17 protein-coding genes are annotated in these 25,092 nt (G+C 69.0%); 9 read left to right on the forward strand and 8 right to left on the reverse strand.

The window, feature by feature from the left end:
• Positions 1-376: 376 nt before the first annotated feature.
• From C5O79_RS10475 to C5O79_RS10485, 3 genes are all read right to left on the reverse strand, one after another.
• The gene (locus C5O79_RS10475) at positions 377-2,341 is read right to left on the reverse strand and encodes an alkaline phosphatase PhoX (protein WP_122473717.1); all 1,965 of its coding nucleotides are present in this window, start codon (positions 2,339-2,341) and stop codon (positions 377-379) included.
• 161 nt (positions 2,342-2,502) lie between these two features.
• The gene (locus tag C5O79_RS10480; RefSeq protein WP_047850477.1) at positions 2,503-3,696 is read right to left on the reverse strand and encodes an ammonium transporter; all 1,194 of its coding nucleotides are present in this window, start codon (positions 3,694-3,696) and stop codon (positions 2,503-2,505) included.
• A 233-nt stretch (positions 3,697-3,929) separates the two neighbouring features.
• Positions 3,930-4,265, reverse strand: coding sequence for a hypothetical protein (locus C5O79_RS10485; protein ID WP_046545298.1), 336 nt, complete (start codon positions 4,263-4,265; stop codon positions 3,930-3,932).
• 192 nt (positions 4,266-4,457) lie between these two features.
• Between C5O79_RS10485 and C5O79_RS10490 the strand changes: the two genes are divergently transcribed.
• The 4 genes from C5O79_RS10490 to C5O79_RS10505 all read left to right on the forward strand — a co-directional run bounded on the left by C5O79_RS10490 (position 4,458) and on the right by C5O79_RS10505 (position 6,927).
• Complete coding sequence (locus C5O79_RS10490; RefSeq protein ID WP_122473718.1) at positions 4,458-4,886, forward strand: hypothetical protein; 429 nt, start codon at positions 4,458-4,460, stop codon at positions 4,884-4,886.
• A 90-nt stretch (positions 4,887-4,976) separates the two neighbouring features.
• Positions 4,977-5,432 (forward strand): Rrf2 family transcriptional regulator, encoded by a 456-nt coding sequence (locus C5O79_RS10495; RefSeq protein WP_046545300.1) that lies wholly within the window; start codon positions 4,977-4,979, stop codon positions 5,430-5,432.
• Positions 5,433-5,561: 129 nt separating this feature from the next.
• Positions 5,562-6,203, forward strand: a complete 642-nt coding sequence (locus C5O79_RS10500; RefSeq protein ID WP_131931357.1) for an NAD(P)H-binding protein — start codon at positions 5,562-5,564, stop codon at positions 6,201-6,203.
• A 253-nt stretch (positions 6,204-6,456) separates the two neighbouring features.
• Positions 6,457-6,927, forward strand: a complete 471-nt coding sequence (locus C5O79_RS10505) for an Lrp/AsnC family transcriptional regulator (RefSeq protein WP_011351482.1) — start codon at positions 6,457-6,459, stop codon at positions 6,925-6,927.
• Between the two features lie 200 nt (positions 6,928-7,127).
• On the opposite strand, the gene C5O79_RS10510 is transcribed toward C5O79_RS10505, so the two are convergent.
• The 3 genes from C5O79_RS10510 to C5O79_RS10520 are packed head-to-tail and all read right to left on the reverse strand — an operon-like array spanning position 7,128 to position 10,615.
• Entirely contained in the window at positions 7,128-7,901 is a 774-nt protein-coding gene (locus tag C5O79_RS10510; RefSeq protein ID WP_046545302.1) for an ABC transporter ATP-binding protein, read from the reverse strand.
• A gap of 4 nt (positions 7,902-7,905) precedes the next feature.
• Positions 7,906-9,540 (reverse strand): iron ABC transporter permease, encoded by a 1,635-nt coding sequence (locus C5O79_RS10515; RefSeq protein ID WP_226148091.1) that lies wholly within the window; start codon positions 9,538-9,540, stop codon positions 7,906-7,908.
• Positions 9,541-9,571: 31 nt separating this feature from the next.
• Entirely contained in the window at positions 9,572-10,615 is a 1,044-nt protein-coding gene (locus C5O79_RS10520) for a Fe(3+) ABC transporter substrate-binding protein (RefSeq protein ID WP_122473720.1), read from the reverse strand.
• Positions 10,616-10,858: 243 nt separating this feature from the next.
• On the opposite strand from C5O79_RS10520, the gene C5O79_RS10530 reads away from it, so the two are divergent.
• Complete coding sequence (locus tag C5O79_RS10530; protein ID WP_006476417.1) at positions 10,859-11,020, forward strand: hypothetical protein; 162 nt, start codon at positions 10,859-10,861, stop codon at positions 11,018-11,020.
• 147 nt (positions 11,021-11,167) lie between these two features.
• Here C5O79_RS10530 and C5O79_RS10535 read toward each other — a convergent pair whose 3' ends face one another.
• Together C5O79_RS10535 and C5O79_RS10540 are read right to left on the reverse strand one after the other, a co-directional pair.
• Positions 11,168-12,535, reverse strand: a complete 1,368-nt coding sequence (locus C5O79_RS10535; protein WP_039352275.1) for an amino acid permease — start codon at positions 12,533-12,535, stop codon at positions 11,168-11,170.
• 290 nt (positions 12,536-12,825) lie between these two features.
• Positions 12,826-15,117, reverse strand: coding sequence for an FUSC family membrane protein (locus C5O79_RS10540; RefSeq protein ID WP_047850471.1), 2,292 nt, complete (start codon positions 15,115-15,117; stop codon positions 12,826-12,828).
• Between the two features lie 182 nt (positions 15,118-15,299).
• Between C5O79_RS10540 and recC the strand changes: the two genes are divergently transcribed.
• The 4 genes from recC to arfB are packed head-to-tail and all read left to right on the forward strand — an operon-like array spanning position 15,300 to position 25,067.
• Positions 15,300-18,638, forward strand: coding sequence for an exodeoxyribonuclease V subunit gamma (recC, locus tag C5O79_RS10545; protein ID WP_131931359.1), 3,339 nt, complete (start codon positions 15,300-15,302; stop codon positions 18,636-18,638).
• Positions 18,635-22,345 (forward strand): exodeoxyribonuclease V subunit beta, encoded by a 3,711-nt coding sequence (recB, locus tag C5O79_RS10550; protein WP_131931361.1) that lies wholly within the window; start codon positions 18,635-18,637, stop codon positions 22,343-22,345. Before recC ends, recB begins: the two co-directional genes overlap by 4 nt.
• Positions 22,346-22,347: 2 nt before the next feature.
• The gene (locus C5O79_RS10555; protein WP_122474516.1) at positions 22,348-24,666 is read left to right on the forward strand and encodes an AAA family ATPase; all 2,319 of its coding nucleotides are present in this window, start codon (positions 22,348-22,350) and stop codon (positions 24,664-24,666) included.
• Complete coding sequence (arfB, locus tag C5O79_RS10560) at positions 24,663-25,067, forward strand: alternative ribosome rescue aminoacyl-tRNA hydrolase ArfB (protein ID WP_039352282.1); 405 nt, start codon at positions 24,663-24,665, stop codon at positions 25,065-25,067. The genes C5O79_RS10555 and arfB overlap by 4 nt, the downstream gene beginning before the upstream one ends.
• Positions 25,068-25,092: the final 25 nt, after the last annotated feature.

Here is a 25,092-nt window from a genome sequence, read left to right on the forward strand (position 1 = left end):
TGTCTCACGTTTTCGAAACATCGTTTCAAGAGTTTAACCGGCAACGATGTTTCGCGCAGTCTCTCAGGTTCTAGCACGGCCCTCGGAATGGCTAGAACTTTTTTAGCGCCACGGTCTCCGTGGCGCTTTTTTTTGCCCGTCTTTCTGCTCGTCCGCCCGGACGCGTCAGGCCCGTATTATCCCCCCGATCGTCGAAATCCCCTGTTTGAACGCGGGCGGCGTCTGTTTGCGCGCGCGCTTTGCGTGATTCGCATGCACAAAAAAAAGCGCGACGCCCGCATTGGGCATCGCGCATCAAACGGCGTGGAGCGCCGACGAATGAACGTGATGAAGAAAGGGGCCCGCCAGGGGGGCGGACCTGCCTCGCGTGACCGGGTCAGCCCTTCGCGAGCTTGATGCTGGTCTGCTCGGCCGTCAGGTAACCGACGCTGGCGCCGAAGCGGTCCTTGAAGTTCGCGCGCACGAGCGGGTCGAGCGTCGGCTTGACCTTGTCGTGCAGCGGCGATTCCCAGTCGCCCGCGTGCTGGAAGTTGCTCATGATGTAGGTCCAGCCGTTGATCTCGTCGACCGCGTGCAGGCCCGTCGATTCGGCGCCGGCCGGGCACGACAGCACGCGTACCAGCGCCTTCGTGTCGACGTTGTACGCCCACAGGAAGTTGTTCACGTGCATGCCCGAGTCTTCGCCGATGAACAGCGTGCGCAGCTTTTCGGAGAACTTCAGGTTGTCCGGGTTCGCGATCTTGTCCGGGTTCGCAAGGTTGCCGAGCCCGTCGGCCGCGGCGAGATCCTCGCCGACGAGCGCGGCCGGCGCGCTCATGTCGACCGGCACCCACTCGCTGTCGATCGTGCCGCCCGTCGTGTCGCGCTGGCTGCCCTTCAGGTTCAGCGCATAGACGGCGCCGGCAGCAATCTTCTTGTCGACCGCGACGTCGCGCGACACCGCGTTGCCCTTGACCATCGACGTCTCGATCCGCGACATCGCCGTGTAGACGATCTTGTCCTTCGCGTTCACGGTCGTGCCTTCGAGCTTCGTGAACGCCATGCTGCCGCCGAGCAGCGCCGCGTAGCGGTGCGTTTCGAGGAACGCGGCTGCCTTTTCCATCCCCGGCTTCACGCGCATCCAGTTGAACTTGCCGCCGAAGTGGATCTTCGTGTAGCTCGCATCGTTCGGGTCGGTGGTCGCGAGGTCCATGATGTCCGACGCCTTCAGCGTGTTCGCGAGCGCTTCGATTTCGCCGCTGGTTGCGTGGCCGATCCTGATCCACGTGAGCGTCGCGGCGCCTGCGCCGGCGGACGACGTCTGCGTCCACTTCGCGACGTACAGCGTGCCGGCGGACAGGTCGGCCGCCTTGTCGGCGACGAACATGAACAGGCCGCCGTTGGTGGCGTCGTCACCCATCATCACGGTGCGCTGGTCCGGCATCACCTGGATCAGCTCGTGCGAGATGCGGCCGAGGCAGTAGTGCTTCTTCACGGTGCCCGTGCCGTCCGGATTCACGGTGATCTCGGGCAGGTGGCCGTAGTGGTAGGGGTTCGCCTTCGTCTCGTCGCCGAACGTGTTCTTGCTGAACGCCTTGAACTGCGCGTCGGTCGCGACCTTCGTCGCGTCCGGCTCGTACTCCTCGCTCGACAGGTGCGTACCCCACGGCGACAGGCTCGCGCCGCACGTGATCCACAGGCCGTGCGCCTTCGACGTGTCGACGTTGTGGTACTTGACGACTTTCAGCGCGCCGTTGGCCGGATCCTGGTCGAGCGTCAGCACCGCGATCGGCGACGGCAGCTGGCCGTACTGCGATGCGCTGGCCTGATCGCGCGTCGTGTATTCGAACTGCACGACGGCGAACACCGTGTTGCCCTTCACGCCGGGCACGTTCGCGTTCTTCAGCGTCAGCAGCGAGCTGCCGTCCGGGCAGTCGGAATAGAACTGGCGCTCCTTGCCGGCAACCGAGCGATCGATGATCGGCTGGTTGTTGATGTCGTAGTAGCCGCCCGCGAGCGTCGTGCCGCCCTTGCCGTCCGGCACCAGGTCGCCGGTCACGAAGAACGGCCGGTACGCCAGCTTGAAGTTGCGTGCCGAGCCGTCCGAGAACGACACCGACAGCGTCGAGCCGACCGTCGTCGTGGCCATCGCGGCCGCGTTGTCGAGCGTGGGGGCGGCCATCGCCGAGAACGTCGCCGACGTGTACGCGGCGGCGACCGGGGCCGGCGTCGACGCCGGATTGTCGTCGCCGCCGCAACCCGTCAGCAGGGCCGGCAGCGCGAGGCCGGAAAGCGGAAGCATCGGCGCGCCGGCGAGGATCTTCAGGGCCTGACGACGGGAAGTATTGGGCAACGCGGGCATGTGGAGTCCAGTTTCAGTTGTTGGAAGAATGGCCTTCGCGGAGAGCAGGCGGTCGGCAAGCTTCGCGAAGGCATATTGAAAACTGGACGGAAGTGTAAGGACGCTCGATGAAAGTTTTTTGAATTGAAAACGTAATGACGCGTCGGGCGTTCGTCAGCCGCTCAATCGCGTTCGGGCGTTGCCGAGATGCGGTGGATCGACAGGTCCGCGCCGTCGAACTCGGCTTCGCGGTCGAGGCGCAGCCCGACGGTCGCTTTCAGTGCGCCGTAGACGAGCGTGCCGCCCGCGGTCGCGATCGCGATGCCGCCGAGCGTGCCGACGAGCTGCGACATGAACGACACGCCGCCGAGGCCGCCGAGCGCGGGCAGGCCGAACACGCCGGCCGCGAGGCCGCCGAGCGCGCCGCACATGCCGTGCAGCGGCCACACGCCGAGCACGTCGTCGATGCGCCACTTGTTCTGCACGCAGGTGAACATCGCGACGAACAGCGCGCCGGCCGCGGCGCCCGTGACGAGCGCGCCGATCGGGTGCATCACGTCGGAGCCGGCGCACACGGCGACGAGGCCCGCGAGCGGCCCGTTGTACGTGAAGCCCGGGTCGTTGCGGCCGGCCATCCACGCGGCGAGCGTGCCGCCGACCATCGCCATCAGCGAGTTCACCGCGACGAGGCCGCTGATCTTGTCGAGCGTCTGCGCGCTCATCACGTTGAACCCGAACCAGCCGACCGCGAGCACCCACGCGCCGAGCGCGAGGAACGGGATGTTCGACGGCGGGTGCGCGGCGATCCTGCCGTCCTTCGCATAGCGGCCGTGGCGCGCGCCGAGCAGCAGCACGGCGGGCAGCGCGACCCAGCCGCCGAACGCGTGCACGACGACGGAGCCCGCGAAATCATGGAACGGCGCACCGAACGCGTGCGTGAGCCAGGCCTGCACGCCGAAGCGCTCGTTCCAGGCGATCCCTTCGAAGAACGGATAGATGAAGCCGACGATGATCAGCGTCGCGACGAGCTGCGGATTGAACTTCGCACGCTCGGCGATGCCGCCGGACACGATCGCGGGAATCGCCGCCGCGAAGGTCAGCAGGAAGAAGAAGCGCACGAGCGCATAGCCGTTGTGCTGCGACAGCGTGCCGATGTCGTCGAAGAACTCGACACCGTACGCGATCGTGTAGCCGATGAAGAAATACGCGAGCGTCGACACCGAGAAGTCGACCAGGATCTTCACGAGCGCGTTGACCTGGTTCTTCTTGCGGACCGTGCCGAGTTCGAGAAAAGCAAAGCCCGCGTGCATCGCGAGCACCATGACGGCGCCGATCAACAGGAACAGTGTGTCGACGCCGGATTTCAGACCAACCATGCCGTGGCTTCCTTGCGCAAAAAACGGGCAAGGAACGCAAGTATCGAGCCAACTTGGTGAACGACTGCGTGGAGTTGGTGCTTCACCACGGTGTGGTGCGGCAATCCGGTGAATCGTGCACGGGAAGGGGGCGCGGCCGGTGCGGATGTGACGTGATGCCGGGTGCACGCGTGTGGTGCGGCGCGTGCGGAACTGGTGCGCGGTGGTGCGTTGCCGCGCACCGTTGCGGCGCGTCAGTGGCGCGGGAACAGCAGCGGCGGCCGGCGCAACCGCAGCGCGCACGCCGACCAGTAGGCGGCGACGGTCGTCAGCCCGAGCGCGGCAAACGCGAGTGCCGCGAAGCCCGCCAGCGACTGGCCGTCGGCGGTAGGGCCGAGAATGCCTTCCGCGACGATCAGCGCGGCCGTCCAGAAGCCGATCACGGCCTGCGTGAGCAGGCGCGCGGACGCGACGCGGCGCGGGCGCCCGGATTCGGCCAGGCGGCGCGCCGACGGCGGGCGCAGGCACAGGAACAGGGTGGCGGCGAGCACGGCGGCCAGGGCGATGAACCAGTCGACGAGGAAATCCATGAGAAAAAGGGGCACGTCCAAAGCGGATTGAAGCGTGCCCACTTTAATGTTCTCGCGTGTGCGATTAAATCAGACGAGTCCGAAATTGAAAGCCATTTTTAATCACGGCGCGCGATTGGCCCAGTGCCACAGGCGGTATCATCGACGTCGGTCCAACCACGAGGCCGCGCGGCGCGCGGCCGGAGATTGCTGATGAACATGAAGACTTCGCGGGCGCGTCGCGTGCCCGGGGCCGTGCTGGCGGCCGTGGCCGCCGGTGCGCTGCTGTTGCTCGCGGGCTGCGAGAAGTCCGGTGCGCCGGCCACGCAACCCGATACGGCCGCGAGCGCGGCCGCCGATGCCGCGAACAATGCGGCCAAGGCGCTCGATCAGGTGGCGAGCACCGTCAACCAGCAGCTCAACGCCGCGAAGGCCGGCATCGCGTCCGCCGCATCGGCCGTGCCGCCGCTGTCCGCGAGCGGCCTCGCATCCGCCGCGCAGGCACAGATCGACGCGGCCGCGTCCGCGGTCGTCGCGCATGCTGCTTCCGAAGCCGGCGCGAAGATCGCCGAAGCCGGCAAGAAGCTCCAGCAGTGGAGCCAGCAGAACGCGCCGGGCGCCAAGCCCGCGAGCGGAGAATGACGCGGGCTTGCATGATCCGCAAAATGTAATTATGATGGTTACACATGTCGCCGGCTGCGGGATGGGCCGGCGTCGTCAAGTGAGTGAGGAATGAATACCAGCAGCCGGTTCGCGTTTGCCGTCCACGTGCTTGCCTTGCTGTCGATGCAGGAAGGCGTGCCGCTGTCGTCCGACATCATCGCGGGCAGCGTGAACACGAATCCGGCGCTGATCCGCCGGTTGCTGTCGATGCTGGCGGCCGCAGGGCTGACCACGTCGCAACTGGGCGCGGGCGGCGGTGCGCTGCTGGCGCGTGAGCCAGGCGCGATCACGCTGCTCGACGTGTATCGGGCGGTCGACGATGCGCAACTGTTCGCGCTGCACCGTGAGGCGCCGAATCCCGCGTGTCTCGTCGGGCGGCACATCCAGGGCGCGCTGATCGGCTACATCGGCGACGCGCAGCGGGCGATGGAAGCATCGCTGGGTACGCGCACGCTGGCCGACGTCACGGCCGACGTGCTGGATCTGGAGCAGCGCACGCAGCAGGCGGCACGCGCCGGCGGGTGAAAGGCGGCAGGGCAGGAAGCCGGACGGCGCGAGAGGCGCGGCGACCGGCGCGACGGGGGCTTTGCCCCGTTTTTTTCGGTCTTATATGTAATTAACTATGTTACATATTTTTCTTACTGGAGAATCGATATGACGCAACGTACCTTGAATATCGCGCTGTTCGGCGCCACCGGCACGATCGGCTCGCGCATCGCCGCGGAAGCTGCACGACGCGGCCATCGCGTGACGGCACTGTCGCGCAATCCGGGTGCAGCCGCCGACGGCATTACCGCGAAGGCGGCCGACCTGTTCGACGCGGCCAGCATTGCGGCCGCACTGCCGGGCCATGATGTCGTCGCGAGCGCGTACGGTCCGAAGCAGGATGATGCGGCGAAGGTCGTCGCAGCTGCGAAGGCGCTGGTCGCCGGCACGCGCCAGGCGGGGCTGAAGCGGCTCGTCGTGGTGGGCGGCGCCGGTTCGCTCGAAGTTGCGCCGGGCAAGCAGCTCGTCGACAGCGAAGGTTTCCCGGAAGCATACAAGGCGGTCGCGCTCGCACACCGCGACGCGCTCGACTACCTGAAGACGGTTGGCGATCTCGACTGGACGTTCTTCGCGCCGGCCGCGCTGATCGCCCCGGGCGAGTGCACGGGTACGTTCCGCACGGGCGTCGGCAAGCTGATCGTGGACGCACAAGGCAACAGCAAGATCTCGGCGGAAGACTACGCGATCGCGTTCGTCGACGCACTCGAGCAAGACAGCTTCGTGCGCGAGATCGCGACGGTCGCGTATTGAACGGTGCGCTGACGCTGGCCCGTGGCGCGTGAGCGCAGGGGCGGCTGCACCGTGCAGAAACGCCAGGCGATTCCACCTTCACGGGCGGGATCGCCTGTCTCATTTGGCGCATGCGGCGAGGCGGAGGGTTCGCTCGCTTCGCGCGCGTACCGGATCGGTATTTATACCGGTCGACGCGGCAAAGCCGTTTCCATATTGTTCCCCGTTGTGCAGGATGAATAGAATAAATTTCTATCTACGAGGGACTGGAGAAATGGACGCCATCGATCGCAAGCTGCTGGAGCTGTTGCAGGCGGATGCCACGCTGCCGATCGCGGAACTGGCGCAGCGCGTGAACCTGTCGCAGACGCCGTGCTGGAAGCGCGTGCAGCGGCTCAAGGAAACCGGCGCGATTCGCGCGCAGGTTGCGCTGTGCGATCCGCGCAAGCTCGGGGTCGGCACGACCGTGTTCGTCGCGATCCGCACCAACCAGCACACGGAGGAATGGGCGCAGCGTTTCACGCAGGCCGTGCGCGACATGCCGGAAGTGGTCGAGGTCTACCGGATGAGCGGCGAGACCGATTACCTGCTGCGCGTCGTGGTGGCCGGCATCGACGATTACGACCGCGTGTACAAACAGTTGATTCGTGCGGTGCCGCTGTTCGACGTCAGTTCGTCGTTCGCAATGGAGCAGATCAAGTATTCGACCGCGCTGCCCGTGCGCGATCTTGCCGAGCCGGCCTGACGCAGCAATAAAGCGCAGCAACGAAGCGCAGCAACGAAGCGCAGCAACGAAACGCAGCAACGAAACGCAGCAACGAAACGCGGCAACGAAACGCGGCAACGAAACGCGGCAACGAAACGCGGCGATGAAACGCGGCAACGAAACGCGGCAACGAAACGCGGCGATGAAACGACGCGGGCGCGCGCATCGCGCCCGCGAGTTCAGCGGCCGCGCGCCAGTGCGCGTGCGCGTTCGTCGGCCAGCGCGTCGCGGCGCACGAAATCCGCGACGAACGGGCTGGCCGGATGGTGATGCAGCGCGTACGGCGTATCCCATTGCGCGAGCCGGCCGTCCTTCATCACGCCGATCCGGTCGGCGATCGCGAACGCTTCGGCCTGGTTGTGCGTGACGAGGATCGCGGTGTGGCCCGTGCGTTTCAGGATGTCGCGCAGTTCGAACGCGAGCCGCTCGCGGGTATCGACGTCGAGATTCGAGAACGGCTCGTCGAGCAGCAGTAGCTCCGGCGACGGCGCGAGCGCACGCGCGAGTGCGACGCGCTGCTGCTGGCCGCCCGACAGCTCGTGCGGATACGCGCCGCCCGAATCGGCGAGGCCGACGAGTTCGAGCATTTCCGCGACACGCAGGCGCCGTTCGGCCTTCGGCATGCGCCGCAGGCCGAACGCGACGTTGTCCGCCGCGCTCAGGTGCGGGAACAGCGCGTAGTCCTGGAACATCATGCCGATGCGCCGCCGTTCGGGCGGCACGTCGAGCGACGGCGCCGCGACGGGCACGCCGTCCAGCACGATGCGCCCCATCCGGACCGGCTCGAAGCCGGCGATCGCGCGCAGCACGGTGGTCTTGCCGCAGCCGGACGCGCCGAGCAGGCAGCCGATGTCGCCGCGCGGCAGCGCGAGGCTCAGCCCGTCGACCACGGTGCGGCGGCCGTGCGGCGTGTCGTAGGCGAGGCAGAGGTCATCGAGTTCGAGCAGGTTCACGGTGTCAGGCTCCGATCTTGTGGCGGGTGCGGGCGAGCAGGATCACGGGCACGAGCCCGGCCAGCACGATCGCGAGCGCGGCGACCGCGCCTTCCTCGTAGGTGCCGCGCGCGGCTTCCGCATACAGCCAGGTCGCGAGCGTGTCGAAGTTCAGCGGGCGCAGCAACAGCGTCGCCGGCAATTCCTTCATCGCGTCGACGAACACCAGCAGCGCGCTCGTCGTGAGCGCGGGCCGCAGCAGCGGCAGGTGCACGCGGCGCAGCGTGCCGCCGGCCGTTTCGCCGAGCGAGCGGGCCGCCTGTTCCAGCGACGGCGGAATGCGCGCGAGGCCGGCCTCGATGCTGCCGGCCGGGATCGCGAGAAAGCGCACGGTGTAGGCGATCACGAGCGCGGCGGTCGAACCCATCAGCAGCAGCCCGTCGCGGCCGAGCGCCGCGCCGAACAGCCGGTCGGCCGCCGCGAACGGGATCAGCAGGCCGATCGCGAGCACGGTGCCGGGCACCGCATAGCCGAGGCTCGCGATTCTCGCGCACACGCGGGCCGGCCCCGCCCGAGCGCTGTCGCGTTGCGCGCGCGCGGCCCATGCGACGACGAGCCCGCACGCGAGCGTCGCGACGGTGGCGGCGGTGGCGATCGTCAGCGTATTCGCGAGCCCCGTCATCAGTTGTGCGGATACGCCGCCGACCAGATGCAGCCGCTTGGCCGTCTCGACCGCGAGGTACGCGGCCGGCGCGCCGAAGCCGAGCAGCACGGGCAGCCAGCCCAGCAAGGCGGCGCCGAATGCGGCCGTGCCCGTCAGGCGGCGCGGCGCGATCGGTCGCATGCGCCGGCCATGCGCGTAGCGCTGGCGCCGCCGCCCGTAGCGCTCGAGCACGATCATGCCGACGACGATCGCGAGCATCGCGAGTGCGATTTGCGCGGCGCCGGCGAGATCCGAGCGCGTGATCCACGTCGTGTAGACGGACACGGTCAGCGTTTGCACGCCGAGGAATTCCGACGCGCCGATATCGTTCAGCGTTTCGAGCAGCGCGAGGCTCACGCCCACCGCGATCGCGGGCCGCGCGAGCGGCACGACGACGCGCCAGAACGTGGCGACGCGTCCCGCGCCGAGCGTGCGCGCGGCTTCGAGCAGGCTCGCGGACTGCGTGACGAACATCGCGCGCGTACTCAGGTAAACATAGGGATACAGCACGAAGCCGAGCACGAAGATCGCGCCGGGCAGCGAGCGCAGGTCGGGCAGGCGGAACTGCCGCGGGCTGTCGAAGCCGAGCAGCCAGCGTACCGCGCCCTGTACGGGGCCGATCGGGTGCAGCAGGTCGAGATAGGCGAACGCGACGATATAGGTGGGGACCGCGAGCGGCAGCAGCAGCGCCCACGTCAGCATCCGGCGCCCGGGAAAGTCGTACGCGGTGACGAGCCACGCGCAGCCCGTGCCGACGATCGACACGATTGCGCCGACGCCCGCGAGCAGCAGCAGTGTATTGACGAGCGCCTGCGGCAGCACGAATTCGGCGAGATGGCGCCAGTGCGCGAGATCGGCGTCGAACGCGGCGGCCATGAGCACCGCGAGCGGCGCCGCGACCGCCGCGGCGATCGCCAGCGCCGCGAGCAGCCACAGACTGCCCGCGCGCGGCAGCACGCGCGGCCGGCGCGCGCCGGCGAGGGTCGCGTCAGTTGTCAAAACCGACCTTGTCGACGAGCTGGCTCGCCTGCTTGCGATGCTTCGCGATGTCCGCCAGCGGCAGCGGGTCGATCTTCAGCGTGCCGAAGCTGGCGATCACCGGGTCGAGCTTCACGTTCGCGCGCACCGGATATTCGTAGTTCGCCTGCGCATAGAGCGCCTGCGCTTCCGGCGACACGAGGTACTCGAGCAGCTTCACCGCGTTGGCCTTGTGCGGCGCGTGCTTCGCGACCGTCGCGCCGCTGATGTTCACGTGCGTGCCGCCGCTCTTCGCGTTCGCGAACGTCGGCCGCACGACCTTGATCGCGTCACCCCACTTGCGCGCGTCGCTGCCGGGCTCCGCGTTCTTCATGTGACCGACGTAGTACGCGTTCGCGAGGCCGACGTCGCAGATGCCGCCGAGGATGTCGCGCGCGACATCGCGGTCGCCGCCCGTCGCCTTGCGCGCGAGGTTCGCCTTCACGCCGCGCAGCCACTTCTCGGTCGCCGCTTCGCCATCGTGCGCGATCATCGCCGCGACGAGCGCCGTGTTGTATGGGTGCTGGCCCGAGCGGATGCAGACCTTGCCTTTCCATTTCGGATCGGCGAGATCCTCGTAGCGGAACGCATCGACCTTCAGGTCCTTCTCGACGTACAGCACGCGGTCGCGCAGCGACAGCGCGTACCAGTCGCCGTTCGCGCCGCGCAGGTTCGCGGGAATCGCGTCGTCGAGCGCCTTCGAGCGCACCGGCTGCGTGAGCCCGCCGTCGACGAGATCGAGCAGGTTGCCGACGTCGACCGTCATCAGCACGTCGGCCGGCGACTGCGCGCCTTCCGCCTTCACGCGTTCGAGCAGGCCGTCCTTCACGAACACCGTGTTGACGTTGACGCCGCTCTGCTTCGTGAACGCGTCGATGAGCGGCTGGATCAGCTTCGGTTCGCGGGTGGTGTACAGGCTCACTTCCTCGGCCGCTTGGGCCAGCGGCGCGAATGCGGCGGCGGCAAGGGCGAGGGCGCCGGCAATCGGCAGCAGGCGGGTGCGCGGATTCGACATGAAGACTCCGGAAGGGGCAGGTGGACGAAGGGAGCGTTCCGGGGCGCGCCTGCCGCACGAACTGCCTGGAACATTACAAAATGAAAGACTGGAGATTCTAGATCGAAATGGGAACGATTACCAAATGAAAGCTTGCGGCGGGCGGGAGGAGACGGAGGATGGGGATCGGCAACGGCGCGTCGCAGCGGGCGCGCAAGCGCGTAGAATGCCCGCTTCGATGAATTTGACGGAGTCGCCCCGACCATGAACGATCAGCGCAAGAAGAACCCTGTCCGCAACGTGAGCATCCTGATCGTCGTGGCCGTGCTGCTCGTGATCGGGACGATCCTGTACAACGCGATTTCGCAGAAGCACGCGTACGACGAGGCCCATCCGGCGGAGGCCGCGAGCGCGGCGTCGCACTGACGTGCCGATGCGCGGCCCGGCGGGCCGCGCACGCAGGGGGCATGCAAAGGGGATGAATCCGCGGCGGTTGGCGCGCTGGAAGCCGCGCGGAGCCGGGAGAGAAGCGGGCGCCGGAACCGGCGCACCGCGTATGCAGTCAGTTGCGCGTCAACGTGACGCAGGCGCGAACTTCGGGCGGATCCGTGCGTAGAACACGGCCGCGAGCAGCGCGAGCCAGGCCGCGCCGACATACAGCGCGACGCGCGTGTCCTCGAACCAGCCGAGCATCACGATCACGAAGCCCATGAACGCGATCGTCAGTGCCGGCGCGACCGGCCACAACGGCACCTTGAACTTCAGCGCCGCGACTTCGGCGCTCGACAGCCGGCGGCGCATCGCGACCTGCGACAGCAGGATCATCAGCCACACCCATACGGTGGCGAACGTCGCGATCGCCGCGACCATCAGGAACACGTCCTTCGGCATCAGGTAGTTGAGCAGCACGCCGACGAGCAGCGCGACCGCCATCACGAGCACCGTGACCCATGGCACACCGTGCCGCGACGTCGTCATCAGCACGGCCGGCGCCTGGCCCTGGCGCGCCATCCCGAACATCATCCGGCCCGCCCCGAAGATGTCGCTGTTGATCGCGGAGATCGCCGCGCTGATCACGACCAGGTTGAGGATCGTCGCCGCCGACTTCACGCCGAGCGCCGAGAAGATCTGCACGAACGGGCTGCCGTCGTTGCCGACACCCGTCCACGGGCTGATCGACATCAGCACCACCATCGTCAGCACGTAGAACAGCAGGATGCGCGCGGGCACCGCGTTGATCGCGCGTGGAATCACGCGCTCCGGATCCTTCGCCTCGCCGGCGCTCATGCCGATCACCTCGATCCCGCCGTACGCGAAGATCACGACCGACAGCGACGCGATCAGCCCGCCGACGCCGTTCGGCAGGAAGCCGCCATGGTTCCACAGGTTCGCGAACGTCGGCACGTCGGCCGAGTGGCCGAAGTGCATGCCGGTCAGCAGGATCGCGACGCCGCCGCCGATCATCGCAATGATCGCGCCGACCTTGATGATCGACAGCCAGAACTCGAGTTCGCCGAACACCTTCACGTGGCACAGGTTCAGCCCGCAGATGATCGCGACCACGCCGAGCACCCAGATCCATTGCGGGACATCCGGAAACCAGAACCCCATGTAGATGCCGAACGCGGTGATGTCGGCGATCGCGACGATCACCATTTCGAGCGTGTAGGTCCAGCCGGTGACGAATCCGGCGAACGGGCCGAGGTTCTCGGTCGCGTAGTGGCCGAACGAGCCTGCGACGGGGTCGCGCACGGCCATCTCGCCGAGCGCGCGCATCACCATGTAGACGGCCGCGCCGCCCAGGATGTACGCCAGGATCACGGCCGGGCCCGCGAGCTGGATCGCGGACGCCGAACCGTAGAACAGGCCCGTGCCGATCGCCGACCCCAGCGCGAGGAAGCGGATGTGCCGCGCGCTCAGATGGCGCTGCAAGTTTTTCATCGTGTCTCCGATATCGTTATGCGACGGACCGGGCGAGCGGGGCCGATCCGATTGGCTCAAGTTGTCTATACAACTTAAATGTGAACGAATGATAACAAGCCGGGCCGGGTGACCGGAATCGGGTATTCCCTGACTGGCGCGACGGGCGCAACAGGGGGCTGGCCGGACGCGCTTCGAGGGCGCAGGCCGCATGGAACGGGCGGGTCATGCTTCGGGGATCGTTGAATCGGAGAGCGCCGGGGCCGATCCGCGGCATGCGCGGGCCGGCCACCGGCGGGGTAGAGCCGCGCTCAGGCGGGCAGGCGGATCACGCTCGCATCCTTGCGGATCAGCAGCGACGAAGCCAGCATCTGCTTGCACTGGTGCGCGAGCACCTTCAGGTCGTGCGTGAGCTCGGCACCCACCGCATCGGATTTCTCCGCGGACACGACCATCGCGTCGAGATCACGCGTGATTTGCTTCGACGCGTCGAGCTGGTCGGCGGGCGGCGGCTCGCCTGCTTCGGCCTTCTCGAGATTGTCGAGCACGGCGGCGAGGCCGCGATGCAGCGCGTCGTCGTGGAGGATGCTGCCGTCGGCCGCGCAGGCCGCGCGGATCAGCGGCGCGGCGGCCGTGATCTGTGCGCCGAGCACGTGCGTCTGCACGAGCAGGTCGTTCAGTTCGGGCACGAAGCGCTGGTGCGCCTTCGGCTCGATCATCATCCGCTGGAACGCCTGCCCGAGATTCGCGAATGCGATGTGTACGTCCTTGCGCGCGAGCCGGTAGCGGTAGTCGTCGTCGAGGGTCGTGGCCGGGGTTTCGATGGCTGCGGCGACGACCGGCACGACGGCCGCGCCGTCGGCGGCCGGCACCGGCGGCGGCGACATGCCGCGCCCGGCGCGCCACACCGCCTCGAAATACTTGCGGGTGGCGGTGAGCATGTCGGCAACTTGCTTGCCCATCAGCCGGTATTCCCAGTACGGGAACAGCCTGCTCGCGGCGATCGCGATCATGCAGCCGACCACCGTGTCGATCGCGCGCTCGCCGATGATCCGCATGCTGCCCGGCGCGAGCAGGTGGAACATCAGCAGCACGTAGGACGACGTGAACACGACGCTCGCCGCGTAGTTGAACAGCAGCAGGCTGTAGCTCATCACCATCGACCCGAACATGATCGCGATCAGCAGGTGCGTATCCTTGACCGTGTAGATCAGCGCGACGCTCGCCGCGCAGCCGATCAGCGTACCGACGATACGCGCCGCGTTGCGCTGCTTGGTCAGCGAGTAGCCGGGCTTCAGGATGATGATGGTGGTCATCACGATCCAGTACGCGTTCGTGAGCGGCAGCAGCCGGCCGAGCCAGAACCCGACCGCCACCGCGATCGTCACGCGCAGCGCGTGGCGGAAGCTCGGCGAGCGCATGTTCAGGTTCGAGAAGATCAGGAGCGGCGACATCCGGCGGCGCTGCAGGAAGCGCGTGAGCGCCTTGTCGATCTTCAGTTCGGTTTGCTGCGGATCGGCGTGGCCCGACAGGTTGCGGCGCATCCGGTCGATCAGGCGCGTCGCGCTCCAGATGCGCCGGAACGTGGCCAGCACGGCCGCGTAAGCTTCCGCGTTGGTGGCCGGGAAGTTCTTCTTGCGCATCAGCTCGATCTCGTACTCGATCGCGCGCAGCTCGGCCTTCACGCTGATCCGCGAATGCGGTGCGCGGTTCTCGAGCACCGCGAGGCCGATCTCCTCGAGATCGGCGGCCGCCTTGCGGATCAGGTCGCGGTAGAAAATGATCAGATCGGAGCCGCCGAACGTATTGCGCACCAGCGGGTAGTCGGTGTGGGCGCCGACGAACAGCTCGTGCAGGTCGACGCTGTTGATGAACAGGTTGTACATCGTCGTGCGGCCGGGGTCGAGCTTGCCGCGCCGCAGCTTCGGCAGGTTGCGCAGCACGATGTCGCGCGCGGTTTCCTGCGTTTCGACCGCCGTGATCTGCTTGGCGACGAGATTGCGGTAGCACTCGTCGAGATCGGCATCGAGATCGTAGAACTGCGCGCGCGCGAGCAGGTAGTCGGCGCACGCGAACAGGCTCTCGGCAAGCGCCTGCTGCTCGATCCGGCGCGCCTGCCATTGCGACACGAGCGTGGCCCAGTACGTGTACCAGAGGCCGCCCGCGAGGATCCAGCCGGCGTTGATGAACGCCTGCAGCGGCGTAAACTTCTCCTCGAGCGTCATCACCATCATGAACAGCGTCGCGAAGCTGATCTGCGGCCAGCGGTTGCCGTAGACGACGATCAGCGACAGCACGAAGGTGAGCGGCACGATGGTGAGCCACAGCACGAAGATGTTCGGTGTCGCGAGGCCGGTGGCGAGCGCGGCCAGAAAACCGATCACGCTGCAAGCGAGCATTTCGTTGTGCTTGTACTTGAGCGGGCCCGGCATGTCGACGACGCAGGCGCCGAGCGCGCCCGTCGAGATCGTGAAGCCGAGCTCCCGGTTGTGAAACACGATCAGGCACAGCACGGCCGGCAGCGAGACGCCGACCGCGATCCGCAGGCCGCCGAAAAAGTACTGGCTGTAGAAAAACTTTCTGATTTCGACCGAATAGCGCATCGATGGGCTGAATGGCAGACGAAGACGCCCGGGGGCGGCGTCTTGACTGGCGACGAGTCTATCGTATTTCGCGGTCCGTAAAACCTGGCTGTCCGGACGAGGTTCGCGACGGCGGCCCATTTGCTATCCTTGGTGATCCTGTTCGCCCGGCCCGGCCGGCGCGAGGTTCCGACGCCCGCTTCATGCTCCATCTCTTCTATTCGAACCGTCACGAAACGCTGGCCGATGCGCTGCTCGAGGATCTGGCCGCGTTCCCGGCCCGCAATGGCCCGTGGGCGCCGCAACAGGTCATCGTGCCGAGTGCGGCGCTGCGCCGCCGTCTCGAGCTCGACATCGCCGCGCGCAACGGCGTGTGCGCGAACGTCGAGTTCACCTATCTCGCGCAATGGCTGTGGGCGCAGATCGGTCGTGTGATGGAGGTCCCCAAGCGTTCGCCGTTCGCACCCGACCGCCTCGTGTGGCGCTGCTACCGGCTGTTTGCACAGGCGAACGACGAGGCACCGTGGCTCGCGTCGCCGCGGCTGGCCGCCTACCTGTCCGCGTCCGACGATGCGATGCGCTACGAGCTGGCACACCGCGTCGCGGCCGTGCTCGATCATTACCTGACCTATCGCCCCGAATGGCTGGCCGCATGGCAGGCCGGCGAGTCCGTGCTCGCGGGCGACGGCGCGCCGCGCGGGGGCAGCGACGCCGCCCGCGACGACGAGCGCTGGCAGGCCGCGCTGTGGCGCGCGCTGCTCGCGGAGCTGAGCGACAGCGGCACGCCGCCGGCGCACCGTTTCCTCGTCGAGGCGCGCCATCTCGATCCCGAAACCATCGCGCGTGCGGAGTGGCCGGAATCGGTGAGCGTGTTCGCGCTGCCGACGATGCCGCCGCTGCATGTCGCCTTGCTGCGCGAGCTGTCGCGCTGGATCGACGTGCGCGTCTATGCGCTGAACCCATGCCGCGAATTCTGGTTCGACATCGTGACCGCCGCGCATGCCGAGGCGCTCGATGCGGCCGGGCGGCTCGACTACCAGGAAGTCGGCCATCCGCTGCTCGCCGAATGGGGCAGGCAGACCCAGGCGCAGCTGCACATGCTGCACGAACTGACCGAAAGCGCCGCGTCGGGCGACGCGTCGCGTTTCGTCGAGAATCCCGCGCCGACGTGGCTCGCGCGCGTGCAGAACGCGATCCTCGAACTGCAGCCGGAGGCGGAAACCGGCGACACGCCGGCCGAGCGCGGGATCGAAGTGCACGTGTGCCACAGCCTCGCGCGCCAGCTCGAGGTGCTGCACGACCGGCTGCTCGCATGGTTCGACGCCGACGCGAGCCTGCAGCCGTCCGACGTGCTCGTCGCGGTGGCCGATCTCGCCGCGGCCGGGCCGCTGATCGACGCGGTGTTCGGCACGGCCGGCGCCGGCGGCTCGCGTGTGCCTTACCGGATCACCGGCCTGCCGCCGTCGCAGGCGAACCCGGTCGCGCGCGTGCTGCTCGACTGGCTCGCGTTGCCGGAGCGGCAGGTCGGCGCGCCGGAACTGGTCGAATGGTTGCGCGTCGACGCGGTGGCGGCGCGCTACGGCATCGATGCGGCGGCGCTGGAGACGGTGCAGACCTGGCTCGCGGCCGCCGGCGCGCGGCGCGGGCTGTCGCCGCGCGCGAGCGACGACGCGGCGGTGCCGTCGCCGCGCCATACGTTCTCCGATGCGCTCGCGCGGCTCTTTCTCGGTTACGCGATGCCGGAGGGCGCGGCGCCGGTCGGCGCGTGGCTGCCGATCGAGGCGGCCACCGGCAGCGAGGCCGAACTGCTCGGCCGGCTCGCGCGCTTCACCGACGATCTCGACGGCTTCGCGCGGCGGCTGGCCGAATCGCATACGCCGCAAGGCTGGAGCGAGCTGTTCGCCGATACGCTCGCACGTTTCTTCGATTCGGGCGCCGCGTATGCGGACGCGCTCGCGGGTGTGCGCGACGCGCTCGATGCGATGCTGGCCGCGATGACGGAGGGCGCGCCCGATGAAGCGTTGCCGGCGGCCGTCGTTCGGGCGGGGTTGGCCGCCGCGCTCGACGACCCGGCGCGCGGCGGCGTGCCGTGGGGCGGTGTCACGTTCTCGTCGCTGACGAGCCTGCGCGGCCTGCCGTATCGCGTCGTCTGCCTGCTCGGGATGGACGATGGCGTGCTGCCGAGCCTCGCGCGCGCGGACGAATTCGATCTGATGGCCGTATTGCCGAAGCTCGGCGACCGCCAGCGCCGCGACGACGAGCGCAACCTGTTTCTCGACCTGCTGCTCGCCGCGCGCGACCGGTTGATGATCGCCTACACGGGCCGCAGCATTCGCGACAACGCGCCGTTGCCGCCCGCGGCACTCGTCGACGAGCTGCTCGACCATCTCGCGCTCGTCACGGCCGGGCCCGACGCCGCGCCGGACGCGGTCGATGCCGCGCGGCGTGCATTCGTCGTCGAGCATCCGCTGCAACCGTTCGCGGCCGCGTATTTCCAGCCCGGCAGCGAACTCGTTTCCTTTGACGCCGAGCGTGCGACGCTCGCGTCGCTGCTGGCCGCCGAGGCGTCGCGCGACGGGCCGCGCGAGCTGCCGTTCTTCGCGCAGCCGCTGCCGGTCGAACCGGTGGAGCCCGTCGCATTCAGCGAATTCGAACGCTTCTGGCGCCATCCCGCACGTGCGCTGCTGCGCGCGCGGCTCGGCATCGTGCTCGCCGACGCGCAGGCCGAGCTGCTCGACACCGAGCCGTTCGCGCTCGACTTCGCCGGCAGCGACGCGCTCGCCGAGCGCGTGCTGCCGTTGCTGATCGAGTCGGACGAGGGCGGCGTGCACGATCACGCGCTACGCATTGCGGACGCGAGCCCCGAACTGCCGGGCGGTGCGACAGGCGCCGTGTGGCGCGACCAGGCGCTCGGTTCGATGACGCAGCTTGCGTCGAACGTGCGCCGCGCGCTGGCCGACGGTATGGAGCGGCGGCCGTTCACGCTCACCGTCGTGCCGGTGTGGCCGGACACAGAACAAGGGCTGTTCGGCGCCGACGACGCGCGGCTGTCGGTCGACGCGGTGAGCGCGCCGCTCGACCTGCACGGCACGCTGAACCGGCTCACGCCGGCCGGGCAGATCATCTATCGCTATGCACGGCCGAGTGCGCGCGACTACTTGTCCGCGTGGCTCGCCCATCTCGTCTACTGCGCGGTGGAGCCCGGCGGCCCGCGCCGCACGCTGTGGTTCGGCAGCGGCGGCGCATTCGAGCTGACGCCCGTCGCGGCGCCGCTCGAGCAGCTCGCGCCGCTGGCCGCGCTGTTTCGCGCGGGGCGGCGCATGCCGCTGCGGTTTTTCCCGCGCAGCGCGTGGGCGAGGGTGTCCGACGGCGAGGCGAAGGCCGCCAGCGTCTGGATCAACGAACGGGTCGTGAGCGAAGCCGACGATCCGGCCATCGCGATCGCGTGGCGCGGTGCGCATGCATCGCTCGACGAGCCGTTCGGCACGCTCGCGCGCCTTGTGTTCGATCCGCTCGTCGAGCATCTGAAGGAGGTCGCATGAGCGCCGTGTCGCAGCCGCAGCAGGCGCTCGAACTCGACGTGTTCGCGTGCCCGCTCGACGGCGTCAACCAGATCGAGGCGTCGGCCGGCACCGGCAAGACCTGGAACATCTGCGCACTGTATGTGCGTCTGCTGCTGGAAAAGGATCTCGGCGCGGACGAAATCCTCGTCGTGACTTTCACGAAAGCGGCGACCGCCGAGCTGCACGAGCGGATTCGCGGTCGGCTCGCGCAGCTTGCGCATGCGCTCGACACGGGTGACGACGGTGGCGATCCGTTCATCGAGCGTCTGCTCGAAACCACGCTCGGCGAAGACGGTGCGCTCGATCCCGAAACGGCCGCGAAGCGGATCCGGCGCGCGCTGCGCGCATTCGACCAGGCCGCGATCCATACGATCCACGCGTTCTGCCAGCGCGCGCTGCAGGAAGCGCCGTTCGCGGCGGCGATGCCGTTCGCGTTCGACATGGAGGCCGACGACGCGTCGCTGCGCTTCGAGCTCGCAGCGGATTTCTGGCGCACACGGGTCGAACCGGCGGCCGCGCGCTGGCCGGGCTTCGCGACCTGGCTCGTCGATTCGGGCGCTGGCCCGGCCGCGCTCGATGCGCAGCTCGCGCGGCGGCTGAAGAAGCCGCTCGCCGCGCTGCGCTGGGACGGCGTGACCGAGCCGGACGAATCGGCCGAGGAGGCGGCTGCCGAATGCTTTGCCGAGGCCGGGCGGATGTGGGCGGCCGAGCGCGAAGCGATCGATGCGTTGCTGCGCGCCGCGCAGCCCGCGCTCAACCAGCGTTCGCACAAGCCCGAAGCCGTGGCCGATGCGCTGGCCGCGTGGGCCGCGCATTTCGCACAGGGCGACGCGACGGCTGCGCTGCCGAAGGCCGCGCTGAAGCTCACGCGCACCGCGCTCGTGAAGGCGACGAAAAAAGGCGGCGCGACGCCCGAACATGCATTCTTCGACGTGGCCGACGCGCTCGAAGCGGCCGTGGCGGCCGCCGAGGCCGCGCAGCGCGCACGCTGGCTCGCGCTGATCGCCGAATGGCTCGACATGGCGCCGGGCGAGCTGGCCGAGCGCAAGCGCACGCGGCGCGTCGTCTCGTTCGACGATCTGCTCGCGAACCTGTACCACGCGTTGCATGCGCATCCGTGGCTCGCCGAGACGCTGCGCGCGCGCTATCCGGCCGCGCTGATCGACGAATTCCAGGATACCGACCCGCTGCAGTTCGCGATCTTCGACCGGATCTTCGCACCGGGCGGCCCGCTGTTTCTGGTCGGCGATCCGAAGCAGGCGATCTACAGCTTCCGCGCGGCCGATCTGCATACCTATCTTGCCGCGCGCGCACGGGCGAGCGAGCGCTACACGCTCGCGGTCAACCAGCGTTCGACGCCCGCGATCGTCGATGCGTGCAACCGCTTCTTCATGTCGAATCCGCGCGCGTTCGTGCTCGACGGGCTCGACTATTACGCGGTGCGCGCGGGCACGCGCGTGCGTGCGCCGTTCGTCGACGCAACCGATCCGGGCCCGGCAGGCGACTTCCGGGTATGGGCGTTGCCGGGGGGCGAAGGCACGTTGCTCAAGCGTGATGCGCAGGCCCAGGCCGCGCAGGCCTGTGCCGCCGAGATCGCGCGGCTGATGCGCGGCGCGCGCGAAGGGCGCGTGCGGCTCGGCGAGTCGCCGCTGTCGCCGGGTGACATCGCGGTGCTGGTGCAGACGCACCGGCAGGGCAGTCTCGTGAAGCGCGTGCTGGCCACGTGGGGCATCGGCAGCGTCGAACTGGCGCAGGCGTCGGTGTTCTCGACCGGCGACGCCGAGCAGCTCGAACGCGTGCTGGCGGCGATCGATGCACCGGGCGACCTGCGGCGCTTGCGCGCGGCGCTCGCATCCGACTGGTTCGGCCTCGATGCCGGCGCGCTGTGGCGGATGGAACAGGGCGACGGCGACCCGCAGCGGGAAGCATCGGCGGCGGACAGCGCCGACGCGATGAGCTGGGTCGAGCGCTTCTCGCGGTATCGGCTGTTGTGGCGCGAACGCGGCTTCGCGGTGATGTGGCGCACGTTCACCCGTGAACTGAGGATTGCCGAGCGCCTGATGGCCGGCGCGGACGGCGAACGCCGCGTGACCGACATCAACCATCTGGCCGAACTGACGCAGGCTCGCGCGTCCGCGCAGCCGGGCATCGCGCCGACGCTGCGCTGGCTCGCCGCGCAACGGCTCGACGGCGGCGGCGAGGAAGCGCAGCTGCGGCTCGAATCCGATCGCAACCTCGTGCAGATCGTCACCGTGCACAAGTCGAAAGGCCTCGAATACGCGATCGTGTTCTGTCCGTTCCTGAACGACGGCGGGTTGCGCGAGCCGCCCGCGTCCGCGTTGCCCGATGCGCGCGAGTATCACGACGATGCGGGCGACGCGGTGCTGCATTACGGGTGCGACGACGAGGCAGCCGAGCATGCGGCGCGGCAGGCGCTGCGCGAGCAGGCGGCGGAACGCGCGCGGCTCGTCTACGTGGCGCTCACGCGCGCGGTCTATCGCTGCTACGTCGTCGCCGGGCCGTACCTGTCGTCGCGCTCGACGCGTGAATCACGACGCAGCGTGCTCAACTGGCTCGTCGCAGGCGCGGGCCAGTCGTTCGATGCATGGCTCGACGAGCCGCCCGACGAAGCGGCGCTCGATGCGGCGTGGCAGGCGCTCGCGGGTGGCCCCGTGAGCGTCGCGCCGCTGCCGGCGCCCGCGCGCCCCGAGCGTCTCGCGGCCGGGCACGACGCATCGCAGACACTCGCGGCGCGCCATGCGACGCGCGTGCTGCGCGATGCGTGGCGGATGGCCAGCTTCAGTTCGCTGACGGCGTCGATGGCGCGCGAGGAGGCGGGCGTCGCGGCCGTGCCCGATGACGAGCTGCGGCCCGATCACGATGCGCTTGCCGCGGTGGCGCCGGATGGCGAATGGCTATTGGCCGATACGGTCGCGCCCGAGCCGCCGGACGACGATATCCTCGTGTTCCCGCGCGGCGCGGCGGCCGGCGAGTGCCTGCACCGCCTGTTCGAGCTCAGCCGCTTCACCGAGCCCGAGTCGTGGCCCAGGGCCGCGCTCGGCGCGCTGCACGACCGGCCGGTCGAGGCCGTGCCCGAGCTGGCCGCGCGCCTGCCGGCAATGATGGTGCAGCTGGTCGACGATGTCGTGCATACCGAGCTCGTGCCGGGCATGCGGCTCGCCGATCTCGATCCCGCGAAGCGGCTCGACGAAATGGGTTTCCTGTTCCCGGCGCCCGCGCTCGACTTGATGGCGCTGCGCCGGCTGCTGGTCGCGCACGGCTATCCGGACGTTGCACTGGAGGCGGGCATGCTCGCCGGTTTCATCAAGGGTTTCATCGACATGATCGTCGAACACGACGGCCGCTTCTGGATCGTCGACTGGAAGTCGAACCATCTCGGCACGACGCCGGACGCCTATGGCCCGCGCGCGCTCGACGTCGCGATGGCCGATCACGCGTATCACCTGCAGGCGCTGCTCTATACGGTCGCACTGCATCGCTACCTGCGCGGGCGGCTGCCCGACTACGACTACGACACGCATATCGCGGGCTACCTGTACCTGTTCGTGCGTGGCGTGCGGCCCGGCTGGCGCAGCGGCGGCGAGCCGGCCGGCGTGCATGCGCGGCGACCCGGGCGCGCGCTCGTCGACGCACTCGACCGGATGATGGAAGGGGGCCGCGCATGAACATGAACGTGCAGGACGACACGCTCGAATTTACCGGCGGCCTCGTCGCGCGGCTGCCCGAACCCGCCGATTTCGGCATTGCACTCGCGGAAGGTTTCGCGCGCCGCATCGGCGATCTGGCTCGTCGCGCCGGTGCGCCGGCCGCGGCCGCGCGGTGGGCGGCGCGCGCCGCGTTCGCGACGAGTCGTGCGACTGCGGGCGGCCACGTGTGCGTCGCGCTCGGCGCGCTCGCGCAGCGCTACGAAGCACCGCTCGACGAAGTCCGCTCGGCGCTCGCCGCGAGCGGCGTGGTCGCATTCGGCACGCTCGCACGCGGCGACGAACGGCCGCTGATCGTCGACCGCCACGACCACCTGTACCTGTCGCGCTATTTCGACTACGAACGGCGGCTTGCCGATGCGCTCGTCGCGCAGGCCGGTGTGGCCGCGCCGGACGAAGGTCTCGCGCCCGACCGGTTGCGCGACAGCCTCGCGCGTTACTTCGGGCCGGCAACCGGCGAAGTCGACTGGCAGCGCGTCGCGGCGATCGTCGCGCTGACGGGCCGCGTGACGATCGTCAGCGGCGGCCCGGGCACGGGCAAGACGACGACCGTCGTCGGCGTGCTGGCCTGTCTGCTCGACGCGCATCCGGGGCTGCGCGTCGCGCTGGCCGCGCCGACCGGCAAGGCCGCGCAGCGGATGCAGGAAGCACTGCACGCACGGGCCGGCGACCTGCCGCCCGAACTCGCGGCGCGCCTGCCGGATACGTCATACACGCTGCACCGGCTGCTGGGCGGCGGCGGGGCGGCCGGGTTCCGGCATCACCGAGACAATCCGCTGCCGTATGACCTGATCGTCGTCGACGAGGCGTCGATGATCGACGTCGCGCTCGCCGCGCATCTGCTCGATGCGCTCGCGCCGGGTGCGCGGCTCGTGCTGCTCGGCGACAAGGACCAACTGGCCGCGGTCGAGGCGGGCGCCGTGTTTGCGGAGTTGAGCGCGCGGCCGGCATTTACCGCCGCGGCGCGCACGCGCATCGCGCAGGCGCTCGGCATCGACGAGGCAGCATTCGTCGCGGCGTTGCCGGTGCAGGACGAAGCTGCGACCGCAGCGATTTCCGCTGCGCATCCGGTGAGCGCGGCGGCCCGGGCGCCGGCGCCTGCCGCGGCTGCTACTCGCAAACCTGCGTCGCGCCGGAAAGTCGATGAGCGACAGGCATCGCTCTTCGACGACGAACCGCAGGATGACGAAGTTTCGCCGACCAACGCCGCGCCGCCGCCGGTCGCAGGTCCGGCGCCGACCGAAACCGGTGAGCCGGGTGAGGCCGGCGCGGCAGGCGAGGCAGGCGAGGCAGGCGAGGCCCCCGCGTGGATCGAGGTCGACGAACTTGCATGGCTCGACGCCGTCGAGCTGCCGCAGTTCGACGCGGGCGACGCGGCGCTTGCATCGGTCACGTCGCTACTGCCGGGCGAACCGGTCGCCGCGCCAGCCACGCCCGCACCCGCACCGCTCGCCGACTGCGTGGTCTGGCTCGAACGCAATTACCGCTTCGGTCTCGATTCACCGATCGGGCGGCTGTCGCTCGCGATCCGCAGCGGCGACGTGCAGGCCGCGCTCGATGCGCTGCCGGCCGACGATTCGGCCGCCGCGTCATTCCACGACGATGCGGGCGAGTCGCTCGCGTCGTCGACGGTCGAGCGGCTCGCGCGGCGCTTCGGTGCTTACCTCGACGCGTTGCGCGACACGCTGGCCGCGCCGGTGCCCGATCCGCTGCCGCTGTTCGACGCGCTCAACCGGTTCCGGATCCTGTGCGCAACCCGCAGCGGCTTGCGCGGCGCGGAGCACGTCAATGCGCTCGTGTCCGCGCACGTGCGCCACGCGGCGCGGGTGCCGCTGGCGGTCGGCGCGCACTGGTTCACGGGGCGGCCGATCATGGTGACGCGCAACGACTATGCGCTCGGGCTCTTCAACGGCGATATCGGCATTGCGCTGCCCGACGCGCACGGCGTGCTGCGCGTGTGGTTCAGGCGAGCGGACGGCACCGCGCGCGCGGTGTCGCCGGCCGCGCTGCCGCCGCACGAAACCGCGTTCGCGCTGACCGTCCACAAATCGCAGGGCTCGGAATTCGACGAAGCCGCGCTCGTGTTGCCGGCGTCGTTCGGCCGCGTGCTCACGCGCGAACTCGTCTATACGGCCGTCACGCGTGCCCGCACGCGCGTCCAGGTGATCGGGCCGCGGCGCGTGCTGGCGCAGGCGGTCGCGACGCGTACACAGCGTGATTCGGGGCTCGCGGCACGCGTCGACGAGGCGCTTGCGCGGCGCCGCAGGGAGGCTTCGCGATGATGATCCGCTATACGCTCGATCCGGCCGAAGTCGAATGGACGGCCGTGCGCGCGCAGGGCGCGGGCGGGCAGAACGTGAACAAGGTGTCGAGCGCGATCCACCTGCGCTTCGATATCCGCGCGTCGTCGTTGCCGCCCGTCATCAAGGAGCGGCTCCTCGCGCTGTCCGACCAGCGCATCACGCGCGACGGCATCGTCGTGATCAAGTCGCAGGAATATCGCACCCAGGAGAAGAACCGCGAAGCCGCGCTGGCGCGACTCGACGCGTTGATCAGCGGCGTTGCGTTCACGCCGCGCGCGCGGGTCGCCACGCGGCCGACGCGTGCGTCGAAGGAGCGGCGGCTCGAGCACAAGTCGCGTCGCAGCGTGGTGAAGTCGGGGAGAGGGAAGGTGATCGACTGACGAATGGATGAGCGGACGAACGACG

Source organism: Burkholderia sp. SRS-25 (genome assembly GCF_004343765.1).
Lineage (GTDB): Bacteria > Pseudomonadota > Gammaproteobacteria > Burkholderiales > Burkholderiaceae > Burkholderia > Burkholderia contaminans.

Coding starts and splice junctions, on each gene's coding strand:
- C5O79_RS10475 (WP_122473717.1), bottom strand. CDS start 2,341: ATGCCCGCGTTGCCCAATACTTCCCGTCGTCAGGCCCTGAAGATCCTC.
- C5O79_RS10480 (WP_047850477.1), bottom strand. CDS start 3,696: ATGGTTGGTCTGAAATCCGGCGTCGACACACTGTTCCTGTTGATCGGC.
- C5O79_RS10485 (WP_046545298.1), bottom strand. CDS start 4,265: ATGGATTTCCTCGTCGACTGGTTCATCGCCCTGGCCGCCGTGCTCGCC.
- C5O79_RS10490 (WP_122473718.1), top strand. CDS start 4,458: ATGAACATGAAGACTTCGCGGGCGCGTCGCGTGCCCGGGGCCGTGCTG.
- C5O79_RS10495 (WP_046545300.1), top strand. CDS start 4,977: ATGAATACCAGCAGCCGGTTCGCGTTTGCCGTCCACGTGCTTGCCTTG.
- C5O79_RS10500 (WP_131931357.1), top strand. CDS start 5,562: ATGACGCAACGTACCTTGAATATCGCGCTGTTCGGCGCCACCGGCACG.
- C5O79_RS10505 (WP_011351482.1), top strand. CDS start 6,457: ATGGACGCCATCGATCGCAAGCTGCTGGAGCTGTTGCAGGCGGATGCC.
- C5O79_RS10520 (WP_122473720.1), bottom strand. CDS start 10,615: ATGTCGAATCCGCGCACCCGCCTGCTGCCGATTGCCGGCGCCCTCGCC.
- C5O79_RS10530 (WP_006476417.1), top strand. CDS start 10,859: ATGAACGATCAGCGCAAGAAGAACCCTGTCCGCAACGTGAGCATCCTG.
- C5O79_RS10535 (WP_039352275.1), bottom strand. CDS start 12,535: ATGAAAAACTTGCAGCGCCATCTGAGCGCGCGGCACATCCGCTTCCTC.
- C5O79_RS10540 (WP_047850471.1), bottom strand. CDS start 15,117: ATGCGCTATTCGGTCGAAATCAGAAAGTTTTTCTACAGCCAGTACTTT.
- recC (WP_131931359.1), top strand. CDS start 15,300: ATGCTCCATCTCTTCTATTCGAACCGTCACGAAACGCTGGCCGATGCG.
- recB (WP_131931361.1), top strand. CDS start 18,635: ATGAGCGCCGTGTCGCAGCCGCAGCAGGCGCTCGAACTCGACGTGTTC.
- C5O79_RS10555 (WP_122474516.1), top strand. CDS start 22,348: ATGAACGTGCAGGACGACACGCTCGAATTTACCGGCGGCCTCGTCGCG.
- arfB (WP_039352282.1), top strand. CDS start 24,663: ATGATGATCCGCTATACGCTCGATCCGGCCGAAGTCGAATGGACGGCC.